Source organism: Cellulosimicrobium sp. NPDC030954 (assembly GCF_055571305.1).
The window spans coordinates 42,924-65,018 of the sequence record NZ_JBVIFN010000014.1 but is presented as its reverse complement, the minus strand read 5'-3'; the positions used below and the strand labels follow the sequence as shown (position 1 = coordinate 65,018).

Here is a 22,095-nt window from a genome sequence, read left to right as displayed (position 1 = left end):
GACGACCCTGGCCGACGGTGCTGTCGTTTTGCTAGCGTGGTTCTCGGAGGTGGTCGAGATGGCGACGCTGACGATCCGAGGGCTCGACGACGACGTGCGCGAACGGCTGCGTGCCCGGGCCGCAGAGCACGGCCGGTCCATGGAGGCGGAGATCCGCGCGATCCTCACGTCTGCGGTGACGGCACCGAGCGGGTTGGAACGCGGGCTCGGCACGTTCATCCACAGCTCGTTCGCCGACGCCGGGCTGACGGTCGAGCTCGACCTGCCCCCGCGCTCGGAACACGGACGCGCCGTCGACTTCTCCGACGAGCCGGGCGGGTCGGACCGCGAGGTCGCGGACGCGTGATCGTCCTCGACACGAACGTCGTGTCCGAGGCGATCCGCCCGGTACCCGAGGCGCGCGTGCTCCGCTGGCTCGACGCGCAGGCTCCGGAGGCGCTGTGGATCACGGCCGTCACCGTCGGCGAGATCGTCCACGGCGTGGCTCGGCTGCCCGAGGGGCGGCGCCGGGACCGCCTCGCCGCGCTCATCGAGGAGCACGTCACCACGACCTTCTCGGACAGGGTGCTCGCGTACGACGCCGACGCCGCGCGCGTCGGGGGCACCCTCCTCGCGCTCCGCGAGCGAGCGGGGCGGCCGATGAGCATGGCCGACGCGCAGATCGCCGCGATCTGTCGTGTGCACGACGCGACGCTCGCGACGCGCAACGTCCGCGACTTCGTCGGCACAGGGGTGGACGTCGTCGACCCGTGGGAGTTGTCGCCGAGAAGCCGAGCAGCGCCGCGGACCTCAGATCCGACCGAGGGCGCCTGACGAGCGCCCAGCGTGACGAGTCGCCGCGGCGACCGCCACCCGGACTGCGGTGAGCGCCGTCTCCCACGGGATGCGCTCCTGCTCGAGCCGTCGACCACCCTCGGCACGGACACGGTCGAGACTCCTGCGCTCGTCGGGTGTCAGGTGCGTCGGCTCGCGCAGGACCGGGCGGGCTTCGACGTCCCACAGGTCGTGATGCGCCGTGAACGTCTGCTCGTCCATGAGGATGCTCGTCACGCGGGGGTGCCAGCCGCGGAGGTCGTCGAGGATCGCGAGCCCGTCGGAGTCGATGTCTCCCCAGTAGACGAGCGGGCGGTCGGCGATCCACGGGACGTCGCGGAGTCGTGGCAGGGCGTAGCCCGAGCCGTGGACGACAAGAGCTCGACCCAGCGCCGGGTCGTCGTCGGGGAGGGACAGCAGGGACTCGAGATTCTCCAGGACGAGGACGGCGTCCGGGTCGAGGGCGAGCCGGACGAGCTCGGCGGGAGAGGCGCCGAAGGTGCGTGGCGCACCGGGCAGCAGCCCGGGGTCGAGGAGCCGGACGCGCACGAGGTTCTGGTCCTGGGCCAGCCCGAGCGTCGGCGAGCCGGTCAGCGCCTCGTGGAACGACGTGACCAGGCCGACGTGACGCTCGAGCCACTTCGTCCCGACCCCGCGGACGGGGACCTGCCGGACGCGCAGACCCGAATCCGGTCGCTGCGCGAGCCACGTCGCCACGTCGAGCGCACGCTCCAGGTCGTCCGCCGCGATCGTGCTGAGGGTCGCGGTGTTCCGGCGGATCGCCCGCGCGATGCCGTCGAGCTCGGTACCCGAGCCCTCGGCCGTGATCCGGGTTCGCACGACGGCGGATCGCTCGTCGAGCGCCCTCCAGTGCGCGTGTACGCCGTGGCCGGCGAAAGACGCGATCGCGTCCGACCCGTCCAGCACGACACGGTCGGGGACGCGCTGTCGACCGACGCGCGGCCACCGCCGTTCGGTCCAGACGACCGCGTCCGCAGGGCGCACCGCCCGCCACGAGTCGACCCACGCGCGCGCCGCGGCCTCGTCGCGTCGGACGTCGTCCTCGGTCGGGGGGTGCAGCGGGACGTCGAGGACCGCTGGCCGTGCGTCGTCCCGCGCGGCCCAACCACCGCGCCGCTGCTGGACGAGGCGCTGGGCGCGCCCACGGACGTCGGCGGGGGTGACGGGCACAGGACGGCGCGCCGTCACCGCCCCTCCTCGAACGTCACGTCGGCCACGAGAGACTGGTAGCGGTCGGGGTTCGTGACGTGCGTGACCGCACCGACGTAGGGCTCGATGGTCTGGAGGAGCTTCTGGGGCGTCGCGAGCACCATCTGGAAGCCGAACCGGACGAACACGTTCATGGCCATCCGGGTGTACTCCGCGTCGGCCTTGTCGAAGGCCTCGTCGAGAATCACGGTCCCGTACCGGGCGACCTCGCCCTCGTCGGAGAGTTGGTATCGCAGCGCGGCCGCGAGGCAGAAGATCACGAGCCGCTGCCGCTGACCGCCGGACCGACCACCGCCGGAGTCGTAGACGTCGACCACCTGTCGGTCGTCGTCCAGCACCTTCGCGAGGAACGTGACGTGCTCGCGCGTGTCGAGGCAGCGCTGGCGCCACCCGCGGTCTTTGCCCTCGTTCGACGCGAGCCGCCGCATGAGCTCGGCGAGGACGGCGAACCGTCGCTCGGCGGCCTCGAGGTCGTCGGCCTCCCAGGACCCGTCGATGACGCTGCTCAGGTCGGAGAGGAAGGCCGTGACCTCCTCCGAGCGGCGGACCTTGGGCTCGATCATGAGCGTGACGCCCTCGTCGAACGGGGACAGCGCGAGCGAGTCGTTCACGCTGTCCACCCGCTCGGCGACGCGCTGCGGCGCGTCGAGGATCTCCCCGCGCAGGTGTCCGACGAGCTCGACCGACCGGTCGCGCAGCAGCCGCAGGAAGTCGGCCTCGTGCTCGGGCAGCCCGCGCGCCACGATGTCGTCCAGGACCGTGCGGTAGCCGGCACGGTCGTCGACGGTGGTGGTCAGGTCTGCGGCCGTCGCGGGCCACCGACCACGGAACTGCGTGGCGAGCCGGACGAACTGCTCGCCCGAGGCGCGCAGCGCCGCCTCCGCGCCCGACCGCTCCTCCCACAGACGGTGGGTGACCTGCGTGGTGACCCGCGCGACGTCGTCGGGCCCGAGGCGGCGCCGGTCGCTGTGGAACCTCCGATCGAGCTGCTCGAGGACCTCCCCGTCGAGGCGGTCACCCTCCGTGCGCCGTGCCTCGAGGTCACCGATGCGCTCCTCGCGTTCGACGAGCAGGCGTTTGAGCTCGGCCGATGCCTGCTCCGCGGAGTTCGCGCGCTCGTTGGCGGCGGCGTCCTCGTCTGCGGCCTCTTGGCGGCGGAGCTGCGCGTCTCGCAGGTCGGGGCTCGTGCGCGTCGCGTCCTCGAGTTGGTCACGGCGTTCTGCGACCAGGGTCCGTGCCGCCTCGCGATCGATCTCGTCCCACGTCGTGCGGGTCACGCGGGTGAGCGTGAGTCGACGCGCGGCCTCCCGGTACCGGGACTGCTGGGCCGCCTCGGCTGCCTCCTCCGCGGTGTCGCGGGCGGTGCGGGCGGCGGCCAGTGCCTCGAGCAGCACCCCCAGCTTCGCCGCGTTGTCCGTCCCGAGCACCCAGCGTCGGCGATCGTCGACCGGGTGCGTGTCGTTCTTCTCGTACCGCGTCGCGGACGTCTTGACCTGCCCCGCGGGCGTCACCCCGCGAGCCACGTGGTCGAGGTCGTCGGCGGTCTCGACGCACGCGTAGTCGTACCGTTGCGTGAGGGTGTGGACGAGCCAGTCGTGCAGCGGCCCGGGTGCGACGTCGACCTTGTGCAGCAGCGAGTCTGGCGATGCGGCGGGACGCGGAGCCTCGGCCCCGCGACCGGCGACCTCGACGACGAATCGTGTGCCGAGGTGGCGTCGGTCGATCGCGCGCCGCACGCCCGCGAGGTGCTCGGGTCGTACGAGGAGCGTCCGGGCGAACGGACGCAGGACGCGCTCGATCGCTCCGGTCCAGACGGCATGCTCGGGGCGGACGTCGATCAGCTCGCCCGCGAACGGCAGCGCCGCCTCGGGCATGCCGACCTCGGCCGCGACCTGGGTGCGGATCGAGGTCAGCACCGGGTCCATGTTCGTCGGACGCCCCCTCCGCATGGCGTCCACCTCCGCCTCGAGCCGCGCGAGCTCCCGTCGGGTGCGAGCGGCACGGTCGAGGACGTCGTGCGGGACGGCCGTGGGCTCCGCCGCGAGGGTGCGGCGCGCCACCTCGGCGAGCTCCGCGAGCTCCGTACGGGTCGTCGGGGTGTCGACGATTCCGACGTCTCGCAGCTCGTGCGCGAACGACTCCCAGCGTCGTTCGACCTCGTGCAGCGCACGCTCCGCGTCCTCGACGCGCCCGGCGAGCGCCCCGACCTCGCCGCCGCCCAGCCGGGCCGTGTGTTCAACCGCCAGGTCGTAGCGTTCGCGTGCTCGCTTCGCCTCGTCACGGGCGGCGCGCGCGTCGTCCTGGGCCCGGGCGTGCCGCGAGAGCAGCTCGTGGTGCACGGTGCGGGACAGATCCAGCTCGAGCCCGGTCGCGTAGCCGTCGAGCGCGGCGAGCAGGCGGTCGGACTGGTCCTGCAGCGCGAGGCCCTTCTCGTGCTCGTCTCCGACCTCGGCCATCCGGCCCAGGTGCTCCGCCTGCTCGCGCAGCGTCACGACGTGCTGGTGCGCGCGGTGCAGCTCGCCAAACTGCGCGACGGCGTTGTCGGCCTGCGCGAACGTCGTCGGCGGCTCGAGCATGTACTGGCGGAAGAGCTGGTCGAGGGTGCTGAGGTTCTTCGCGGACTGCGTCTTGTGCAGGAGTAGCAGGGCGTTCTCGTGATCGATGCCGAGCGCGCGGCGGAGCCGGACGTAGAACTGCGCGTGGCTGCCGTTGGTCGTCACCGTCTCGCCGGGGAACGCCGTCTTGAGCGCCTTCGCCTCGATGCCCTTCTCGACGAAGGGGCCCAGGTCCTGGAGCGTCACGGGGGTGCGCAGGAGGAGGCACGCGTCGCGCAGGTCGGAGCGGTCGGTGCTCGCGCCGCGCAGGTGGAACAGGCGTGCGGCAACCACCGTGCCGCCCTCGCCGTCCTCGTAGCGCAGCAGGATGCCGCTCCACACCGAGCCCGTCCGTGCGTACGTCGTGACGACGCGGTCCACGTGCTCGTCCGCGGACTTGCTCCACGCGCCGCGGACGTAGCTGACGAGGTTGCGGTCCTCACCGCGGCCGCCGGTGTCCTGCGCGGCGAGGTTGAAACGCAGCCACTTGTCCGGTGTGAGGACGGCGGCGACCGCGTCGAGCAGGGATGACTTACCCGAGCCCGACGCCCCTGTCACGAGGTGTCCCCTGCGCGCGACGCCGATCGGGGTGAACCCGCCGAACGTCCCCCAGTTGAACAGCTCGACGCGCGCGAGCCGCCACTGGCCCGCTGCCAGGGGCGCGAGGGTCGGGGTCGTCATCGGTCCGTCTCCTGGTTCGTCGGGCGGTCTGCGACCTCCGCCGCGGCGATGCGGTCGTACTCGGCGCCGATAGCGCGCACCTGCTGCTCGTCGACGAGGACGCGCAGCACGGGGGAGATCTCGACCCGGTCGTCGTCGTCGGCACGGGCCGCGCCGGCCGAGTGCACGACGCGGAGCGTGTTGCGCATCTTCGTCCACGACGCGTTGAGCCGCCGGGAGAAGTCCTGCTCGTCACGATCCCGGGTGCGGAACACCTGCAACCGCTCGAACACCTCGTCACGCCCGACGATGACGCGCCGCTCACCCTGACCGGAGAGCAGCAGCTCGCGCAGGACGAGCAGCATCGCAGTGTCGAGGAACGTGAGCTGGACGGTGCGGACGGTGCTCGGCACCTCGACCTCGTCCGTGCGTGCGCGCCGGACGAACGCGAGCTCGGCGTCCAGGTCGACCACGAGGTCGAGGAACAGGTCGTGCAGCCGGGAGCGGATCGCCGACTCGTCCGAGAGCAGGGCCGACCACAGGGCGGGGTGTCGTGCCGCGGACAGGTACGGGCCGCGGACGAGGGTCAGCAGTGCGCGGCGGGCTGACTCGCTCGCGAGGGTCCCGGTGTCCTCGTGCCACAACGCGTCCGGGGAAGTGGGGGCGAGCGGATCGTCCGTGCCCGCGGGTTCGGTTCCGGCGTGGGCCGGGGCGGTCGTGGTCACGTCCGTCATCGTGCGGTCCTCTCCGTGAAGCGATGGACGACGACGTCGGCGCGCCGCGGGATCTTGTCGAGCCCGGTCCAGGTGAGGATCTCGGTCGTCTCGTCGTCGCGCGTGCCGTGCCGAGCCGCGAGCGTGAGGAGCCCGACGACGCTCGCGATGCCTTGCGTCGCGGGGTGCGCGGCGAGGACCTCGCCGACCGTCGCGGTCGCGCGCCCGGCCAGCACGGCGTCCACCGCGTCGGCGAGCTCGGCGAAGTCGATCTCCGTCTCGCGCGCGATGGCGCGCAGGTTCTCCAGGCTCGCGACACCGCCCGCGTTGACCTCCATGGGCGCGGTCGCGTCCATCTCGGCCGGGTCGTGCAGGCGTAGCTCGCCGATGCTCGTCAGCGGGACCGAGGTCAGCTCCAGCACGACGTCGGTGGGGGAGTAGGGCTTCGTGCGCGGTGCGGCGGCGACGCCCTTGGCGACCGTCTCGTCGAGGAGTCGGCGCAGGGCACGGTCACGCTGGTAGTCCTGGGACTGCACGTACCGACGCAGGCCGCGCGCGAAGGTCGTCACGACACCCTGGACCTCCGCGGAGTGCTCCTTGAGGGACCGCATGAACCGGCGCAGGAAGCGCCGCTCGCCCGGGTCGAGGTCGGCGGCGAACTCGCGGCGCAGGAGGCGCGTGACGGCGTCGTCCACCTGGGCCCCCTGCGCCGGGTCGAGCACGAGGCGCGAGAAGGCCGCGAAGGTCCGTCCCTCGTCCGAGGAGGCGATGAGGTCGACGCCGCGGAACACCTCCGCAAGGACCGTGCGCGAGGACTGGTCGGAGCCGAGGACGCTCGCGTGCAGGTCGTGGCTGAGCTGCTCGAACCGGGCACGCACGCGCGCGAAGTCGGCCGGCACGTCGTGCGCCTGGGTGAGGATGTCCAGGAGGCGTTCGGCGGCGCGACGGTCGTCGAGCGTGGGCTCGCCCGCCGCGGTCCGGGAGATCTGCTCGTCGAGCCGGTCGCGCTGCGCCTGGAGGGCCGCGAGGCGACGAGTCACGTCCGGGTCGGTCTCGACCGCGAGGTCCGCGAGGCGCCCGACGATGCTCGCGAGCCGCGACTCCGTGACCGCCTGACGCGGCGTCGTGATCTGCTCGACGACACGGATCGCGGCGAGCGCACCGGGTGAGAGCTCGAGTGTCTCGCCGCGGGACTCGACGGCCGGGCGCCGGACGAGGAAGCCGTTCGCCCGCCACGCGTCGCAGTACGCACGACCCGTCAGTGGCAGGTGGAGGTGAGCACGTAGCTCGTCGAGGTCCGCTTCCACCAGGTCGTACAGCTCCTCCGCGGGGCGGCGGTGCACATCACCCCCCAGGTGCTCGCCGAGTACCGCGACCACGACGGGCAGGTGCTCGGCGCGCAGCAGCGTGAGCGCAGGGTCGTCCTTGACGAGCTCCTGCAAGCCCAGCGCGGTACTGAGGACGGACACTTCGACGCCTCACTCCAGATGACCGACGGTTCGGCATCCAGCATGCCGGACGCCGCCGACACGACTCGAACGGGGAGCGGACGGTCAGCACGCCGCGGGAACATCAGGCCGCCTTCGTGCCGTCGTCGTCGGGACGGAGGATCGTCACCTCGAGCGCCGGTCCGCACGGTGGCCGACCTGTCGCTGCGAGTGCCGAGGCGCCTACCACGGTCGGACGAGCCCGCACGGCTTGTGGAGCTCCTGATCGTGTTCGCCGCGATCGCTGTGGGCCGGTGGATCGAGGAAACGACCGGCTGGTCCCTGCGCAAGTTCGTCAAGCCCACCCGCCGTTACCGCACCATCGAGATCACCCTCGGCGAGCACACCATCACCGCGGCCGGCCCTGTCCTCGAGGCCATCAAGACCCGAGCCGCTGGACACTGACCTGATCAAGCCCGGGTGATCACCGGTCGATCCTCGTGTGCGCGACGCCCGCTGCTGCGCGCCGAGTGGCCTCTGCTGTCAGCCCGGCGCCGGGTGAAACCTGGGTTTCACGGCTCGGCCAAGGTCTCGCCGCATGACGACCCGCGGCACGCCGCCGCTGACACCGGTGGTCGGGGCCGCGCGCACGAACCCGGCCCGCTCGAACAGCGCGACGGTACCCACGTAGCCGGAGATCACGTCGACGCGCTCGCCGCCCGCGTCCACGGGATAGCCCTCGACGGCCGGCGCGCCGTGCGCGGCCGCGTGCTGGACCGCGCCGGCGAGCAGGTCGTGCATCAGCCCGCGGCGCCGGTACCCGGCCCGGACGACGAAGCACACAGCGCTCCACGCGTCGAGGTCGTCGACGAACGGGATGGTCCGGGCGTTCATGAGCCGCCGGTAGGTGCTGCGCGGCGCGACCGAGCACCAGCCCGCGACGTCGCCGTCGACGTAGGCGAGCACGCCCGGCCCGGGGTCGGTCGTGCACAGGTCGGCCATGAACCCGGGGCGGTCCTCGGCGCTGACCCGGCTGTCGCGGTAGGACATGCACCAGCACGCGTGCACGCCCGCCTTCCGCGGTCCGACCACCGTGGCGAAGTCGTCGTAGCGCCCGACGGCGGAGCGCACCTCCACGTCCATCCCGCCACGTTAGGCGCCCCCACCCACGCGGGCGAGCACCACCGTCGGGCCTCGCGTCGGGGGCGGCGCCGAGAACGACCCCACCCGCCGTCGAGCACGACCTGAAGGACGGAAAGCGGCGGAAAACGACGCTCACGTCGTGTTCGGCGCGAGGCGTGCGCCGCGGTCCGCACGTGGTCCCGATCCCGGGCACGACGTCGGTCGAGCACGACCTGACCCGCCGTCGAGCACGACCTGAAGGACGGAAAGCGCCGGATACCGACCCTCATGTCGTGCTCGGCGCAGAATGGGGCAGTGTTCACCCGAGCCCGCACCACCCTCGACCTCGTTCCCCGCCGCGTGCGCGTGCACCGCGTCCAGGAGACGTCCGGCGCGCTGCGGCGCGTCACCTTCCGCGACGTCGCCGACTCGCACGGCACCCCTCCGGAGGCGTCGCTCGTGACGCTGCGCGCCCCGGGCCCGGACGACCACGTCAAGGTCTTCCTGCCCGACCCGGCGACCGGCGTGCTGCACGCCCCGACGCTCGCACCGGACGGCGCGCTCCAGCGCCCGACCGGCGTCGTGTCGATCTCGCGCGAGATGACCGTGCGGACGACGCGGACGGTCGACGGGGTCGCCGAGGTCGACGTCGACTGGGTGCTGCACGGCGGCGCCGACCCGGGCGCGCCGCCCACCGGGGACGGCGGTCCGGCATCGGCGTGGGCGGCTCGGGCGCAGGTCGGCGACGAGGTCGTGCTCGCGGGCCCGACGACGAGCCGCGACATGCCCGACGGCGTCGCCCGGCTGCTGCTCGTCGGGGACGAGGCCGGGCTGCCGGCGCTCGCCCGGTGGGTCGACGCCGTCGGGCCCGACGTCCCCGTGACCGCGATCGTGGAGATCGGCGACGACGTGGACGAGGCGTTCGTCGAGGACGAGCTCGGGCGGGCGACGGCGGAAATCCTCTACCGCACCGACGGGCCCGGCCAGCTCGCCGAGGCCGTGAGGGCGCTCGGCCCGCTCGACGCCGACGAGTACGTGTTCGGTGCCGGCGAGGCGACCGACCTCGTCCCGGTGCGCCGCGACCTGCGGCGGTCAGGGGCGCGGCCCGACCAGGTCGAGGTGCACGGCTACTGGCGGCGCGGCGTCGTCAACCTCGACCCCGACGCACCCCTGGACCCGGCCGACCCCGACTGAGCGTCGGCCGGTGCGCGCACCGGGGGTCCGGGTCAGGTGCCGCGCAGCACGTCCACGGCGAGCCCGCGCCCGGCGACGGCGAGCCGCGCGTCGTTCGTCCACAGGGCGGTGCACCCGTGCACCTGTGCGGCGGCGAGGTGCAGCGCGTCGGGCGTGCGGAGCGACGAGGCGGCACCGAGGCGCGCGGCGCGCTCGAAGACCTGCTCCGCGTCTGCCCGCGGCGTAACGTGCTGCGGGCGCGCCGACGACGCGTCAGAGTGAGGCCATGACCCGGCTCCTGGTGCTCGGCGGCTCCGACTTCGTGGGACGCGCCGTCGTCGACGACGCGCTCGCCCGTGGCTGGGACGTGACCGTCCTCAACCGCGGCAGCACGCCCGTGCCCGACGGCGTCCGGCAGCTCGTCGGCGACCGCACCCGGCCGGACGGCCTGGACGCGCTGCGCGCCCACGACGTCCCGCAGACGTGGGACGCCGTGGTGGACACGTGGTCGTGGGCGCCCGCGGCGGTCCGCGACGCCGCGCGGCTGCTCGCCGGCAGGATCCCCGGCGACAGCCGGTACGTCTACGTGTCGTCGCGCTCGGTGTACCCGTTCCCGAAGCCCCGCGGAGCGGACGAGACGGCGTCGGTCGTCGACGGCGACCCGGACGACACGAGCCACGACGACTACGCCCGCGCCAAGCGGGGGGCGGAGATCGCCGCCGTCGACGCGCTCGGCGACCGGGCCGTCCTGCTGCGCGCGGGACTGATCCTCGGCCCGCGGGAGAACGTCGGGCGGCTGCCGTGGTGGCTCCGGCGCGTCGCGCAGGGCGGGCCGGTGCTCGCGCCCGGGCCGGAGGACCTGCCGCTGCAGTACGTCGATGCCCGCGACCTCGCGGCGTTCGCGCTGGACGTGGCGCTCGCGGGCGCGTCGGGGCCGGTCGACGTCGTCAGCGCCCCGGGCCACACGACGATGCGCGAGCTGCTCGCCGCGTGCGTCGCCGTGACGGCCGACGACGCCGCCGCGGCCGGGAACCCGCCCGCCGAGCTCGTGTGGGTCGAGCCGGAGGTGGTGCTCGCCGCAGGGATCGAGCCCTGGACGCAGCTCCCGGTGTGGCTCCCGCCCGGCGAGCTGCACGACGCGCTCCACGGCTCCGACACCTCGCGCGCGTACGCCCTCGGGCTCCGCCCCCGGGACGTGAACGAGACCGTGCACGACACCTGGGCCTGGCTCCGCACGCTCGACGCCGCGGGCGAGGCGACGCCGCAGCGTGCGGACCGCCCCGCCGTCGGGCTCCCGCCGGACCTCGAGGCCGCCGCCCTCCGCGCGGCCGCCACCGGCTGACCCGCCGACCGCCGAGCGCACGGCCGCCATCGGCTGACCCGCCGACTGGCTGCCCACGGACCACCCCCCGGGGGGACCGGCCGCCGTCGAACACGACCCTGCCCGCCGTCGAGCATGAGGTTGCCGTCGTTATCAGCCCGATAACGACAGCAACCTCGTGTTCGACGGCGGGGCGGGGCCGGGCCGGGGCTGACGGACGGGGCGGGGTCAGGACTCTGCGAGGAGCTCGCGGACGCGGGGGACGACCTGGGTGCCGTAGAGCTCGATGCTGCGCAGCATGGCCGAGTGGGGGAGCGTGCCGGTCGAGTACTTGAGGTCGAACCGGCCGGCCCCGAGGAGCCGGACCGTGCGGGCGATCTTGCGCGCGACGGTCTCGGGCGAGCCGACGTAGAGCGAGCCGTCGCGCACGTCGTGGGCGAACCGCCCGCGGTGGTAGGCGGGCCAGCCGCGCTCGCGGCCGATCCGGTTGTTCATCGCCGCGAAGTGCTCGTAGACCTCCTCCTGCGCCTGCTCGTCGGTGTCGGCGACGTGGCCGGGGGAGTGCACGCCGACCGGCAGCACCGGGTTCCCGAGCTCCTCGACCGCGCGGTGGTAGAGGTCCACGTAGGGCCGGAACCGCTCGGGCTCGCCGCCGATGATCGCGAGCATGAGGCCGAGCCCGTGCCGCGCGGTCCGGACGACCGACTCGGGCGACCCGCCCACGCCGACCCACGTGCGGAGCCGACCGCTCTCGGTCTTGGGCCAGACCTCCTGGTCGGCGAGCCCGGCACGGGTCGTGCCCGACCACGTGACGGGCCCCTCGTCGAGCAGGTGGACGAACAGGTCGAGCTTCTCCTCGAACAGCACCTCGTAGTCGGCGAGGTCGTAGCCGAACAGCGGGAACGACTCGATGAACGACCCGCGCCCCAGGATGACCTCCGCCCGCCCGCCGGACAGCGCGTCGAGCGTCGAGAACCGCTCGAAGACGCGCACCGGGTCGTCGGAGCTGAGCACGGTCACCGCGGACCCGAGCCGGATGCGCGACGTCCGGGTCGCGATCCCCGCGAGCACGACCTCCGGCGCGCTGATCGCGAAGTCCGCGCGGTGGTGCTCGCCCACGCCGAAGAAGTCGACCCCGACCTGGTCCGCGAGCACCGCCTCCTCGACGACGTCGCGGATCGTCCGCGCACCGCTGAGCAGCGCGCCGTCCGGGCCGGCGGTCACGTCGCCGAACGTGTCGAGGCCCAGCTCGACGGCGGCCGGGTCGGCAGGGGCGTGCGCGGGTGCGGTCGGGGAGGTCGTGTCGTCGGTCATCGTCTGCTCCTGCGGTCGGGCGACCGTCGGGGGACCGGTGGGGCTCACCGGCGGCGCGGTCGTGCGCCGTCTCAACGGTGCCCGGCCGCAGGATCTTCCGCGACCGGGCACGCTCGCGTGCCTCCGCCCCCGCGCACGACGACGGCCACCGCCCCGCGCACGACGACGGCCGCCGTCCCGGGCGGGACGACGGCCGTCGGACGGGGCGCCGGCGGGCGGCGCGGGGACGTCAGTACGTCGAGGTCACGGCGCCGTTCGCGACGAGCGCGGCGATCGCGACGATGTAGATGATCGTCCCGATGGCGCCCAGCACCGTGAAGATGATGCTGAGGATGAGGCCCCACTTGGCGAGCTGGTTGTCGAAGCCCGCCTCCTTGCTCTTCTTGCGCGCGATCGCGCTGACGACGATGCCCGCGATGGCGAAGACGAACGCGAGCACGAAACCCACGATGCCCAGGGTCTTGCCCGGGTCCTCGATCGGGGCGGCGTAGCCGGCGGGAGCCTGGGGGGCGGCGGGGTACTGCTGGGCCATGGTTCTTCTGCTTTCTGGGTGGGCCGACGAGGCCGGGTCCTGGGGAGGCGCGGACGGGCCGTCCGCGCGTCTGCGGGGCTCATTGTGGGCCATGTCGTGTGTGTCTGAACAGGGGGAGTTCTCCCCGATGTCCGTGAAAACGGGACAAAAGGTATGGGTGCGACGCCTCACCCCAGGGTCGGGTCGCTCGGGGCGTAGAGGCGGACCGCGCCGGGCCGCATGGTGAGGCGCACGGTGATCGGCCCGGCGTCGGCGACCGCGTCGAGCGTGAGCGTCTCGCCGTCGTGCGCGAGCACCACGGGCGGCGACCCGGCCGCCTCGGGCGAGGCCCCGCCGTCGGACGCGGACGGGTTGTCCGGGCCGATCACCGCGCCCCCGCCGGGGAACCGCAGCTCGAGCGTCGGGACGGTCGTCGCGTCGACGACGAGGTGCCGGCGCACGCCGGGCACCCGCCGTGCGATCCGTGTCCCGGTGTCGCCCGCCGCGACCTCGAGGAAGGTGCGCAGCCGGCTCGCGCGCCGCTCGGCGCGGGCCGTGCGGACGTCGAGCACGCCGTCGTCGAGGCGGCGGCGCTCGACCGGGGCGAGGCTCTGCGGGAAGTAGCGGTTGACGCCCGCGAAGAGCGACCAGTACTCGCCCTCGTGCCCGTCCACCTCCATCCGCACGCGGTGGGCCCGCCGCAGGACCCGCGCCGCGGCGAGCACCGCCGCCGGCCACTTGCCGAGGCGGTGCTCGTGCTTCTCGCGCTCCGTGACGAGCTCCGGGTAGACGCCGGCGGAGAACGTGTTGAGCACGGTCCGGTCGTCGTGGCCGTCGACCTCGAGGTCCGCGACGTCGATCGTCACGCCCGAGCCCGTGCGGACCGCCGCGGCCGTCGCGCTCGTCGACGTGAGGTCGGCGGCCCGCGCGAAGTGGTTGAGCGTGCCGCCGGGGAAGACGGCGAGCGGGAGGTCGTGCGCGCGGGCCGCCGCCGCGGCCGTGGAGACGGTCCCGTCGCCGCCGCTGATGCCGAGCGCCCGGACGCCCCGGCCGGCCGCCTCGTCGAAGAGGCGCCGCAGGTCGTCGCCCTCGCCGAGCACGTGCACCTCGGCGCGCGGCAGGCCTTGGCGCAGCGCGACGAGCGGGTCCTCCTTGAGCAGGCGGCCCGACCCGGCCGCCGGGTTGACGACGACGAACAGCCCCACCCCGTCGTCGAGCGCGGGGACGACGGCGGGCGGCCCGGCAGGGACGTCGGGGCCGCGCTCGGCCCGACCGGGCACGAGCGCACGCCCCACGAGGGCAACCCCCGCCCCGAGCGCGGCGCCCGCGGCGACGTCGGAGAACCAGTGCGAGCCGGTGTGGAGGCGCGAGTACATGACCGCGCCGGCGAGCGGCGCGAGGGCCAGGCCCAGCGCGGGCCGCACGGTCGCGACCCCCGTGACGAACGCGGCTGCCGACGCCGAGTGCCCGGACGGGAACGACGGCGACGTCGGCGGGTCGGCGAGCCGGCGCCACAGCGGGAGCGGCTCGAGCGAGGGGCGCTCGCCGCCGAACACGGTCTTGCCGACGACGTTGGCCAGGAGGCTCGAGACGAGCAGCGAGCCGTAGCCGCGCAGCGCCGCCTCGCGCCCGCGCGGGCCCGTCGCGGCGATGCCGAGTGCGGCCCCGGCCCACAGGACGCTGTGGTCGGCCGCGGCGGACAGCCGCGAGAGCGCGGCGTCGGCGCGGGGCCCGAGCGCGCGACGGTTGGTCCAGCCGTTGACCGCGCGATCGAGCCGGGCGACCCGGGGGAACGCCTCGTGCGGCTTGACGATCCCGGTGACGCGCGGCATCCCGCCATCGTAGGAAGCGACGCGACGGACCGCGCGGCGGCGGCCGGGCCGCGAGATCGACCTCCCCGTCACGAGATCGACCCTCCGAAGGTCGATCTCGACCGTGCGGGTCGATCTCGCGTGGAGAGGGGGCGGGGTCAGACCCCAGCGCGGCTCGTCTCGCCGCGGAGCACGTCGATGTGGGCCTGCAGCCGCTCGAGCGCGACGGCGACGCCCTCGCCCGCGTCGTGCGCGAGGTCCGTCGCGTACCGGAGCTGCGCGGACGCCGCGTCGAGGGCGACCTGGGCGTCGGCCAGCGCGACGGCGGCCCGGCCGTCGGCGGCCTCGTCGCCGTCGGACGCGCGGTCGAGCGCGGAGCGGGCCTCGTCCGTCGCCGCCTGGACCGACTCGACGGCGTCGAGCACGTCGTTGCGGAGCACGGGGTGGAGGGCGGGGAGCTGGGCGTGGACGCGGTCCAGGTCGTCGCCGATCGTCTCGGTCTGGACCTGCGCGTCGGCGATGAGCTGCTGGACCTCGGCGGCGGTCGCCGTGGCGCACATCGGGAGCATCATGGCCAGCGCGAGCAGGCTCGCCGCGGCGAACCGGGCAGACGTGCGCGTGCGCTGCGGCGTCGTGGGCTCGCTCGTCCTCGCTGACATGGCACCCAGTCTCCCGGTCGAACCTGAGAAGAGCCAGGGAATCGTGGGCGAATTCATGGAGATTTCGCACACAGCGCACGTGGGTGACACGTCGCCGACGTCCGGAGCGGGCACCGTCCCGCCGGACGAGGGTCAGACGCGGACGAGGCGGCGGCGTCGGGCGGCGGCCAGACGGGCCCCGATCAGCCCGTGCCGCGGGCTGAACAGGTACGCGAGCGCGAACGCCACGCCCAGCGCGACGACGACCGTCCCGCCCGACGCGGTGTCGAGGTAGTAGCTGACGTAGATGCCCACGACCCCGCACACCGCCGCGACGAGCGGCGAGATCCACAGCATCCGCGAGAAGCGGTCGGTGAGGAGGTACGCCGTCGCGCCGGGCGTGATGAGCAGCGCGACGACGAGGACCACGCCGACGGCCTGGAGGGCGACGACGACCGTCAGTGCGAGCAGGCCGAGCAGCAGCGCGCCGAGCCGTCGCGGCGAGAGCCCGATCGCGTGCGCGTGCGTCGGGTCGAACGCGTAGAGCGTGAGGTCGCGCCGCTTGAGCACGACGACCGCGAGCGTCACCGCGCCCAGCGCGAGCACCTGGAGCAGGTCCGCGCGCGACACCCCGAGCAGGTTGCCGAAGAGGATGTGGTTGAGGTCCGTCTGGCTCGGCGTCACGGAGATGAGGACGAGGCCGAGCGCGAACAGCGTCGTGAACACGACCCCGATGGCCGCGTCCTCCTTCACGCGGCTCGTGTCGCGGACCGCGCCGATGAGCAGGACCGCGAGCAGGCCGAACACCAGCGCGCCGAGCGCGAACGGCGCCCCCACGACGTACGCGAGCACGACGCCGGGCAGCACGGCGTGCGAGACGGCGTCGCCCATGAGGGACCAGCCCACGAGCACGAGCCAGCACGACAGCACGCCGCACACGATCCCGGCGGTGACCGTGACGGCGAGCGCGGTGCGCAGGAACTCGAACGACAGCGGCTCGAGCAGGGTGGCGAGGAGGTCGGTCACGGCGCCACCTCCACGCCGAACGCGAGCGCGAGGTTCTCGGGCCGCAGGACCTCGTCCGGCGTCGAGTGCAGCAGGACGCGCTGCTGGAGCAGCACCGCCTCGTCCGCGAGCTCGGGCAGGGCGCGCAGGTCGTGGGTCGAGACGAGCACGGTCGCGCCACCCGCCGCGAGCTCGCGCAGCAGCGCGGTGATCGTGGCCTCGGTGCGCTTGTCGACGCCGGCGAACGGCTCGTCGAGCAGGAGGACGGTCGCGCCCTGCGCGAGCCCGCGTGCGACGAACGCGCGCTTGCGCTGCCCGCCCGAGAGCGCGCCGATCTGCCGGTCCGCGAGGTCGGTCAGCTCGACTCGCTCCAGCGCGCGCGCGACCGCCTCCCGGTCGGCGGGGCGCGTGCGGCGCGTGAAGCCCTGGTAGCCGTAGCGGCCCGTCATGACGACGTCGCGCACGCTCAGCGGGAACGCCCAGTCGACGTCCTCGCTCTGCGGCACGTACCCCACCGCCTGGGCGCGCCGGGCGCGCGCGGGGGGTGCGCCGTCGACCAGGACGGTGCCGCGGTCCGGCCGGACCATGCCCATGACCGCCTTGAACAGCGTCGACTTGCCCGAGCCGTTCATGCCGACGAGCCCGCACACCGTCCCGCGCCCGCTCGACGCCCCGAGCGCGAGCGTCGCGCCGTCGAGCGCGAGGACGTCGCCGTAGTGGACGGTGAGGTCGCGCACGTCGATCGCGGGCGTGCCCGACGGCGCGCGCCCGCCCCCGCTCACGCGTCACCGCCCGCGGTGGTGCCGGTGAGGCCCGCGACGATGGTCTCGGTGTCGTGGCGCAGGAGGTCGAGATAGGTCGGCACGGGGCCGTCCGGCGCGGAGAGGGAGTCGACGTAGAGCATCCCGCCGAACGCCGCGCCGGACTCGCGCGCGACCTGCTGCATCGCGTCGTCGGAGACGGTGGACTCGCAGAACACGGCGGGGACGTCGTGCCGCTCCACGAACTCGATCGCGCCGACGACCGACTGCGGCGTCGCCTGCTGCTCGGCGTTGACCGCCCACAGGTACTTCTCCGCCAGCCCGGCGTCGCGCGCGAGGTAGGGGAACGCGCCCTCGCACGACACGAGCGCGCGGTGGCCCTCGGGCAGCGCGTCGAGCGCCGTCGTGAGCTCGTCGTGCACCGCGGCGAGCTCGGCCGAGTAGGCTGCGGCGTTCGCCGCGTAGTCGTCCGCGTGCGCCGGGTCGAGCTCGGCGAACGCGTCGGCCATGTTCTGCACGTAGAGCCGGCCGTTCACCGGCGACATCCACGCGTGCGGGTTGTCCTTGCCCTGGTAGGCCTCGGCCGTGTCGTCGCCGAGGGCGATGGGTTCGACGCCCTCGCTCACGACGACGTGCGGCACGTCCAGCCCCTCGACGAACCGCCCGAACCACGCCTCGAGCCCCATGCCGTTGTCGAGGATCAGGTCCGCGTCGGCGGCCCTGCGGAGGTCGCCCGGCGTCGGCTCGTAGCCGTGGATCTCCGCGCCCACCTTGGTGATCGACTCGACGCGCAGGTGGTCGCCCGCGACGTTCTGCGCCATGTCCGCCAGGACGGTGAACGTCGTGAGGACGACCGGCCGCCCGTCGTCGGCGTCGGCCTCGCCCCCCGCGTCCGTCCCGGCGGAGCACCCGGCGAGCGCGAGCGCGGTCACCCCGATCGCGACGGCCGCGCGAGCGCGGGATCTTCCGGTGACCCGGGAAGCAAAGTTCGGCACGCCGAAAAATCTAGTCCGCACACCCGGCGTCCGCAACGCCCTCGCCACGAGCGCACACCATGCCTCTACGTCGACCGACCAGGGCTCTACCTCGACCGACCAGGGCTCTACCTCGGCGGGGCGGGGCGCTCGCGCGCGCCGAGGCGGCGGCTGACCTCGGTGGCGGCGCGGCCGACGGCGGCGGCGAGCTCGGCGCGGCGGGCGGGCGGGGCGTCGTCGGCCCAGAAGGTGAGGGCGATGCCGGCGACGGGGAGGCCGGTGTGGTCCACCGCCGCGTGGGCGACGGACGCGAGGCCGGGGGTGACCTCGCCGTCTTCCTCGGCCCAGCCGCGCCGGCGGACGCCGCGCAGGACCTCGCGCAGCGCGCCGAGGGACTGCGGCCCGACGCCGGTGCGGTCGGCGAACGCGGCCGCGCTGGGGAAGAGGGCGCGGACCTGGGCGGCGGGCAGGCCCGCGAGGACGGCGCGACCGCTCGCGGTGAGGTGGGCGGGGAGGCGGACGTCGACGTCGGTCACGAGCGTGGGGCGGCGCGGCGCTCGCTGCTCGACGAGGTAGAGCACCTCGCGCCCGTTGAGGACGGCGAGGTGGGCGCTCTCGCCGGTCGACTCGACGAGGCGCGCGACGACGGGCCGGGCGAGGCGGGCGATCGGCGCCTGGCGCGCGTACGCGGAGCCGAGCGCGAGCGACGCCGTCCCGAGCCCGTAGCGGTGCTCCTCGGGCAGGTGCGTCACGAACCCCTCGTCGACGAGGACGGACAGCAGGTGGTAGACGGTCGACCGGGGGAGCCCGAGGCCCTGTGCGACGGCGGCCGCGGGCGACGGGCCGGCCTGCGCGGCGAGGTAGGTGAGCACGCGGACGGCCTGGCGCGCGGCGGGGACGTCGCTCGGCATGGAGACCACCGTAGGGCCGTGGCACGATCGAGGCGTGACGACCCTGCCCGACGACCAGCGCCTGCGCGACCTCGCGCGGCTGCGGCGCGTGCGGGACCGGATCGACCGCGAGTACGCGCGGCCGCTCGACGTCGCAGCGCTGGCGCGAGGCGTGCACGTCTCGGCCGGGCACCTGAGCCGCGAGTTCAGGGCCGCGTACGGGGAGTCGGTGTACGCGTACCTCATGACGCGGCGCATCGAGCGGGCGAAGGCGCTGCTGCGTCGTGGCGACCTGAGCGTCACGGACGTGTGCTTCGCCGTGGGGTGCTCGTCGCTGGGGACCTTCAGCACGCGGTTCACCGAGCTCGTGGGCGTGCCGCCGAGCGTCTACCGGCGCCGCGCGGCGGAGGCCGACGCCGGGTCCCCCGTGCCCGTGGAGTCTCGGACGGCCGCGGCAGCCGCGTCGCCCGGGATCGGGGCCGGCACCCCGACCGACGCCGGGCGGGCGCGTCCGGGCGGGACCGGCACCGTCCCCGGCGCGGAGCGGCTCGACGGGATGCCGGCGTGTGTCGCGCGGCGCGTCACGCGACCGGTCAGGAATCGAGAAGCGCGGGTGGGGCGGCGGTCCTAGCGTCGTTCTCATGAACCTCACCATCAACGCCAGCTTCCTGCCCCAGACCGACCCCGACGCCTCGTTGGCGTTCTACCGCGACGTCCTCGGCTTCGAGGTCCGCAACGACGTCGGCTACGAGGGGATGCGGTGGATCACGGTGGGCCCGGCCGACCAGCCGGACACGGCGATCGTGCTGCACCCGCCGGCCGTGACGCCCGGCCTGAGCGACGACGACAAGCGCGCGCTCCTGGAGATCGTCGCGAAGGGCGCCTACTTCGGGGTGAACCTCGCGACGGCGGACGTCGACTCGACCTTCGCGCAGATCGAGGCCGCGGGGGCGGAGGTCGTGCAGGAGCCGATCGACCAGTCCTACGGCGTGCGCGACTGCGCGTTCCGCGACCCGGCCGGCAACGAGATCCGCATCCAGCAGCGCCCCTGAGCGACCGTCCCTCTCGGCGCACGGCCGTCGACGGGACACCCGCTGCGGGCGCCGTCAGACGCGGCCGCTCGCTCCCGCGGCCTCGAGGTCGAAGGTGAGCGCGAGCGGGCCGAGCTCGGCCGCGACCTGCGAGAACTCCGCGACGAGCGGGGGAATCGGCCCGGCGCGCCGGACGAGGCCCCAGCGCAGCACGGGACGCTCGTCGAGCGGCACGTAGGCCACGTCGGACCGCTCCAGGTAGCGGATGCCCTGCGCGCACGCGACCGCGACGCCGTCGCCGGACATGACCCGCCACAGCACCTCCTCGCGCGTCGGGGTGGTGCCGCCGCGGTCGGGCTCGCTGCGGGGGACGGGGCTGACGGCGTCCTCCCAGTAGTCGGGGACGGGCAGGCCGGACGGGAGCACGTTCTCGTCGGCCAGCTCCGCGACGGACACCGACGAGCGCGTGGCCAGCGGGTGCGTCCGCCCGACGGCGAGCACGATCGGCTCGGTGAACGTCACCGGGCCGACCGCGAGGTCCTTCTCCTCGACGGGCAGCCAGAGGAGCGCGACGTCGACCTCGCCGTCGCGCAGGAGGCGGAAGGGCTCGTCGATGCGGACCTCACGCATGCGCAGGTCGACGTGCGGGTTGCGGGCGCGGAACAGCGCGGTCACGGGCGCGAGCTCCTGCCACAGCGGCCCCATGACGCCGAACGTCAGGGTCTCGCGCGCGGACCGTGCGGTGCTCGCGGCGGACTCGACGCCCTCGAGGATCCGGCGGTACCCGGCCTCGAGGTCGGCCCGCAGCTGCTCCCCGAGGGGCGTGAGCGCGACGCGCCGGCTGGTGCGCTCGAAGAGCGGGGCGCCGATGCGGCGCTCCTGCTTGGCGATCGCCTGGCTCACCCGGGGCGCCGACACGTGCAGGCGCTCCGCCGTGCGCCCGAAGTGCAGCTCCTCGGCGAGCGTCAGGAAGATCTCGATGTCGCGCAGCTCCACCCGACGATCGTCGCGTTCGTTAACCCCCGGCGCAAGCACCGTTGCCGGATCGGCCGTTGTTCGCCCGCGCGGGCGGCCCGAGCCTGGAAGGGCACGGCGAGAGGCGCCGGGCGGGACGGAGAGGAGACGACCATGGCCGTCGTCAGGACGCACCGGTACACGGTGGAGACGGGCCGGCTGGCCCAGATGCTCGAGCAGCGCAGCGCGCTGATCCAGGGGCTGCGTGCGGCGAACCCCGCCTTCACGGCCGCGACGCTCGTCCGGCTCGAGGACGGGACGTACCTCGACATCTGGCGCTGGGACTCGGCCGCCGCGATGCAGACCGCGGCGCAGGCCGCGCGCGACGTCCCGCTCGTCGGGGCGACGCTCGGCCTCACGACGGACCACGAGGCGCTCGACGGCGAGGTGCTCGACGAGCGGTGAGGACCTCCGTCGTCCCCGGCCGGCCCCCGGGGGACGACGCGGCACCGACGACGCAGCACCACGACGCACCACGGACCGGCCCGACGGGCGGGGCCGACCACGAGGACGAAGGAGACGACGATGAGCACCGAAGGACGCACGACGAACGGCGCGGGGCGCGCCCCGGGCACGCCGGGACGGTTCTCGCGCTGGATGCAGCGACGCTCGAACGCGCGGCTCGTCCGCAAGGTCCGGGGCGGCAGGGCGACGTTCATGGGGATGGACGTCCTCGTGCTGCACACCCTGGGCCGCCGCAGCGGGGTGCCGCGCGAGACGCCGCTCATGTGGTTGCCGGACGAGGGCGACGCCGTCCTCGTGGTCGCGTCCGGGGGCGGGAGCCGCAACCCGGACTGGCACGCGAACCTCACGGCCCGCCCCGACGACGTCGCGATCGAGCTGCCCGGGCGGGCGCCCGTCCCTGCAGTGCCGCACGAGCTCGCGGGCGCGGACCGGGAGCGCGCGTGGCAGCGCGTCGCCACGGAGCAGCCGCGGATCGCGAAGTACCAGAGCAAGGCCGAGCGCCAGTACCCGCTCGTGCGGCTCACGCCGCGATGAACCGCGCCCGCGTGGCCGGTCTGGCACAGGACGGCCGCGCGCCTGACACCGGAAGGCCGCGCGCCGCGGCAGGATCCGCGCGCCGGACCGACCC

Annotated in this window: 22 protein-coding genes and 2 pseudogenes; 9 read left to right on the top strand and 15 right to left on the bottom strand. The window is 74.4% G+C overall.

The window, feature by feature from the left end:
- The first annotated feature begins 58 nt into the window (after positions 1-58).
- Both ACZ402_RS18960 and ACZ402_RS18955 read left to right on the top strand, forming a co-directional pair.
- The gene (locus ACZ402_RS18960) at positions 59-346 is read left to right on the top strand and encodes a FitA-like ribbon-helix-helix domain-containing protein (protein WP_154797530.1); all 288 of its coding nucleotides are present in this window, start codon (positions 59-61) and stop codon (positions 344-346) included.
- A complete protein-coding gene (locus ACZ402_RS18955; protein WP_375823415.1) occupies positions 343-813 on the top strand; it encodes a type II toxin-antitoxin system VapC family toxin in 471 nt (156 codons plus the stop codon). Before ACZ402_RS18960 ends, ACZ402_RS18955 begins: the two co-directional genes overlap by 4 nt.
- Here ACZ402_RS18955 and ACZ402_RS18950 read toward each other — a convergent pair.
- From ACZ402_RS18950 to ACZ402_RS18935, 4 genes are read right to left on the bottom strand one after another with little or no spacing between them, the layout of a single operon-like run.
- Positions 790-2,022: a Wadjet anti-phage system protein JetD domain-containing protein gene (locus ACZ402_RS18950; protein ID WP_375823416.1), complete on the bottom strand. Its 1,233-nt coding sequence runs from the start codon at positions 2,020-2,022 to the stop codon at positions 790-792. The two genes, ACZ402_RS18955 and ACZ402_RS18950, sit on opposite strands and share 24 nt — an antisense overlap.
- A complete protein-coding gene (locus ACZ402_RS18945; RefSeq protein ID WP_375823417.1) occupies positions 2,019-5,318 on the bottom strand; it encodes an ATP-binding protein in 3,300 nt (1,099 codons plus the stop codon). The genes ACZ402_RS18950 and ACZ402_RS18945 overlap by 4 nt, the downstream gene beginning before the upstream one ends.
- The gene (locus ACZ402_RS18940) at positions 5,315-6,031 is read right to left on the bottom strand and encodes a DUF4194 domain-containing protein (RefSeq protein ID WP_375823418.1); all 717 of its coding nucleotides are present in this window, start codon (positions 6,029-6,031) and stop codon (positions 5,315-5,317) included. Before ACZ402_RS18940 ends, ACZ402_RS18945 begins: the two co-directional genes overlap by 4 nt.
- Positions 6,028-7,479: a DUF3375 domain-containing protein gene (locus ACZ402_RS18935; RefSeq protein ID WP_375823419.1), complete on the bottom strand. Its 1,452-nt coding sequence runs from the start codon at positions 7,477-7,479 to the stop codon at positions 6,028-6,030. The genes ACZ402_RS18940 and ACZ402_RS18935 overlap by 4 nt, the downstream gene beginning before the upstream one ends.
- 231 nt (positions 7,480-7,710) lie before the next feature.
- Here ACZ402_RS18935 and ACZ402_RS18930 point away from each other — a divergent pair, with 231 nt between their 5' ends.
- Positions 7,711-7,902 carry a hypothetical protein gene (locus tag ACZ402_RS18930; protein ID WP_375823420.1) on the top strand — a complete coding sequence of 64 codons (192 nt, stop codon included), beginning with the start codon at positions 7,711-7,713 and terminating at the stop codon, positions 7,900-7,902.
- A gap of 78 nt (positions 7,903-7,980) precedes the next feature.
- On the opposite strand, the gene ACZ402_RS18925 is transcribed toward ACZ402_RS18930, so the two are convergent.
- Positions 7,981-8,580 carry a GNAT family N-acetyltransferase gene (locus tag ACZ402_RS18925; RefSeq protein ID WP_375823421.1) on the bottom strand — a complete coding sequence of 200 codons (600 nt, stop codon included), beginning with the start codon at positions 8,578-8,580 and terminating at the stop codon, positions 7,981-7,983.
- A 294-nt stretch (positions 8,581-8,874) separates the two neighbouring features.
- Here ACZ402_RS18925 and ACZ402_RS18920 point away from each other — a divergent pair, with 294 nt between their 5' ends.
- Positions 8,875-9,753 carry a siderophore-interacting protein gene (locus ACZ402_RS18920; protein WP_375823422.1) on the top strand — a complete coding sequence of 293 codons (879 nt, stop codon included), beginning with the start codon at positions 8,875-8,877 and terminating at the stop codon, positions 9,751-9,753.
- Positions 9,754-9,785: 32 nt separating this feature from the next.
- On the opposite strand, the pseudogene ACZ402_RS18915 reads toward ACZ402_RS18920, so the two are convergent.
- Positions 9,786-9,947: pseudogene (locus ACZ402_RS18915) on the bottom strand (type II toxin-antitoxin system VapC family toxin); the annotation flags it as partial.
- 71 nt (positions 9,948-10,018) lie between these two features.
- On the opposite strand from ACZ402_RS18915, the gene ACZ402_RS18910 reads away from it, so the two are divergent.
- Positions 10,019-11,074, top strand: coding sequence for an NAD-dependent epimerase/dehydratase family protein (locus tag ACZ402_RS18910; RefSeq protein WP_375823423.1), 1,056 nt, complete (start codon positions 10,019-10,021; stop codon positions 11,072-11,074).
- Between the two features lie 207 nt (positions 11,075-11,281).
- Here the strand turns inward: ACZ402_RS18910 and ACZ402_RS18905 are convergent, their stop codons facing one another.
- The 8 genes from ACZ402_RS18905 to ACZ402_RS18870 all read right to left on the bottom strand — a co-directional run bounded on the left by ACZ402_RS18905 (position 11,282) and on the right by ACZ402_RS18870 (position 18,978).
- Positions 11,282-12,367: an LLM class flavin-dependent oxidoreductase gene (locus ACZ402_RS18905; RefSeq protein WP_375823424.1), complete on the bottom strand. Its 1,086-nt coding sequence runs from the start codon at positions 12,365-12,367 to the stop codon at positions 11,282-11,284.
- Between the two features lie 229 nt (positions 12,368-12,596).
- A complete protein-coding gene (locus ACZ402_RS18900; RefSeq protein ID WP_204538222.1) occupies positions 12,597-12,899 on the bottom strand; it encodes a hypothetical protein in 303 nt (100 codons plus the stop codon).
- A 167-nt stretch (positions 12,900-13,066) separates the two neighbouring features.
- Complete coding sequence (locus tag ACZ402_RS18895) at positions 13,067-14,710, bottom strand: bifunctional phosphatase PAP2/diacylglycerol kinase family protein (protein ID WP_375823425.1); 1,644 nt, start codon at positions 14,708-14,710, stop codon at positions 13,067-13,069.
- A gap of 137 nt (positions 14,711-14,847) precedes the next feature.
- Positions 14,848-15,348 (bottom strand): hypothetical protein, encoded by a 501-nt coding sequence (locus tag ACZ402_RS18890; RefSeq protein ID WP_375823426.1) that lies wholly within the window; start codon positions 15,346-15,348, stop codon positions 14,848-14,850.
- A gap of 132 nt (positions 15,349-15,480) precedes the next feature.
- Positions 15,481-16,353 (bottom strand): metal ABC transporter permease, encoded by an 873-nt coding sequence (locus ACZ402_RS18885; protein WP_375823427.1) that lies wholly within the window; start codon positions 16,351-16,353, stop codon positions 15,481-15,483.
- Positions 16,350-17,114 carry a metal ABC transporter ATP-binding protein gene (locus ACZ402_RS18880; protein ID WP_375823428.1) on the bottom strand — a complete coding sequence of 255 codons (765 nt, stop codon included), beginning with the start codon at positions 17,112-17,114 and terminating at the stop codon, positions 16,350-16,352. The genes ACZ402_RS18885 and ACZ402_RS18880 overlap by 4 nt, the downstream gene beginning before the upstream one ends.
- A complete protein-coding gene (locus ACZ402_RS18875; RefSeq protein ID WP_375823429.1) occupies positions 17,111-18,088 on the bottom strand; it encodes a metal ABC transporter substrate-binding protein in 978 nt (325 codons plus the stop codon). The genes ACZ402_RS18880 and ACZ402_RS18875 overlap by 4 nt, the downstream gene beginning before the upstream one ends.
- Positions 18,089-18,195: 107 nt before the next feature.
- Positions 18,196-18,978, bottom strand: coding sequence for an IclR family transcriptional regulator (locus ACZ402_RS18870; RefSeq protein WP_375823430.1), 783 nt, complete (start codon positions 18,976-18,978; stop codon positions 18,196-18,198).
- On the opposite strand from ACZ402_RS18870, the pseudogene ACZ402_RS18865 reads away from it, so the two are divergent.
- Positions 18,977-19,369: pseudogene (locus tag ACZ402_RS18865) on the top strand (helix-turn-helix transcriptional regulator); the annotation flags it as partial. The gene ACZ402_RS18870 and the pseudogene ACZ402_RS18865 overlap by 2 nt on opposite strands.
- Positions 19,370-19,598: 229 nt before the next feature.
- The gene (locus ACZ402_RS18860; protein WP_375823431.1) at positions 19,599-20,009 is read left to right on the top strand and encodes a VOC family protein; all 411 of its coding nucleotides are present in this window, start codon (positions 19,599-19,601) and stop codon (positions 20,007-20,009) included.
- A gap of 54 nt (positions 20,010-20,063) precedes the next feature.
- On the opposite strand, the gene ACZ402_RS18855 is transcribed toward ACZ402_RS18860, so the two are convergent.
- Positions 20,064-20,984, bottom strand: coding sequence for a LysR family transcriptional regulator (locus ACZ402_RS18855; RefSeq protein WP_375823432.1), 921 nt, complete (start codon positions 20,982-20,984; stop codon positions 20,064-20,066).
- 132 nt (positions 20,985-21,116) lie between these two features.
- Between ACZ402_RS18855 and ACZ402_RS18850 the strand changes: the two genes are divergently transcribed.
- Both ACZ402_RS18850 and ACZ402_RS18845 read left to right on the top strand, forming a co-directional pair.
- Positions 21,117-21,407, top strand: a complete 291-nt coding sequence (locus ACZ402_RS18850) for a hypothetical protein (protein WP_205205596.1) — start codon at positions 21,117-21,119, stop codon at positions 21,405-21,407.
- Positions 21,408-21,527: 120 nt separating this feature from the next.
- On the top strand, positions 21,528-22,001 hold the full coding sequence (locus tag ACZ402_RS18845) for a nitroreductase family deazaflavin-dependent oxidoreductase (RefSeq protein ID WP_375823433.1): 474 nt from the start codon (positions 21,528-21,530) through the stop codon (positions 21,999-22,001).
- The last annotated feature ends 94 nt before the right edge of the window (positions 22,002-22,095 follow it).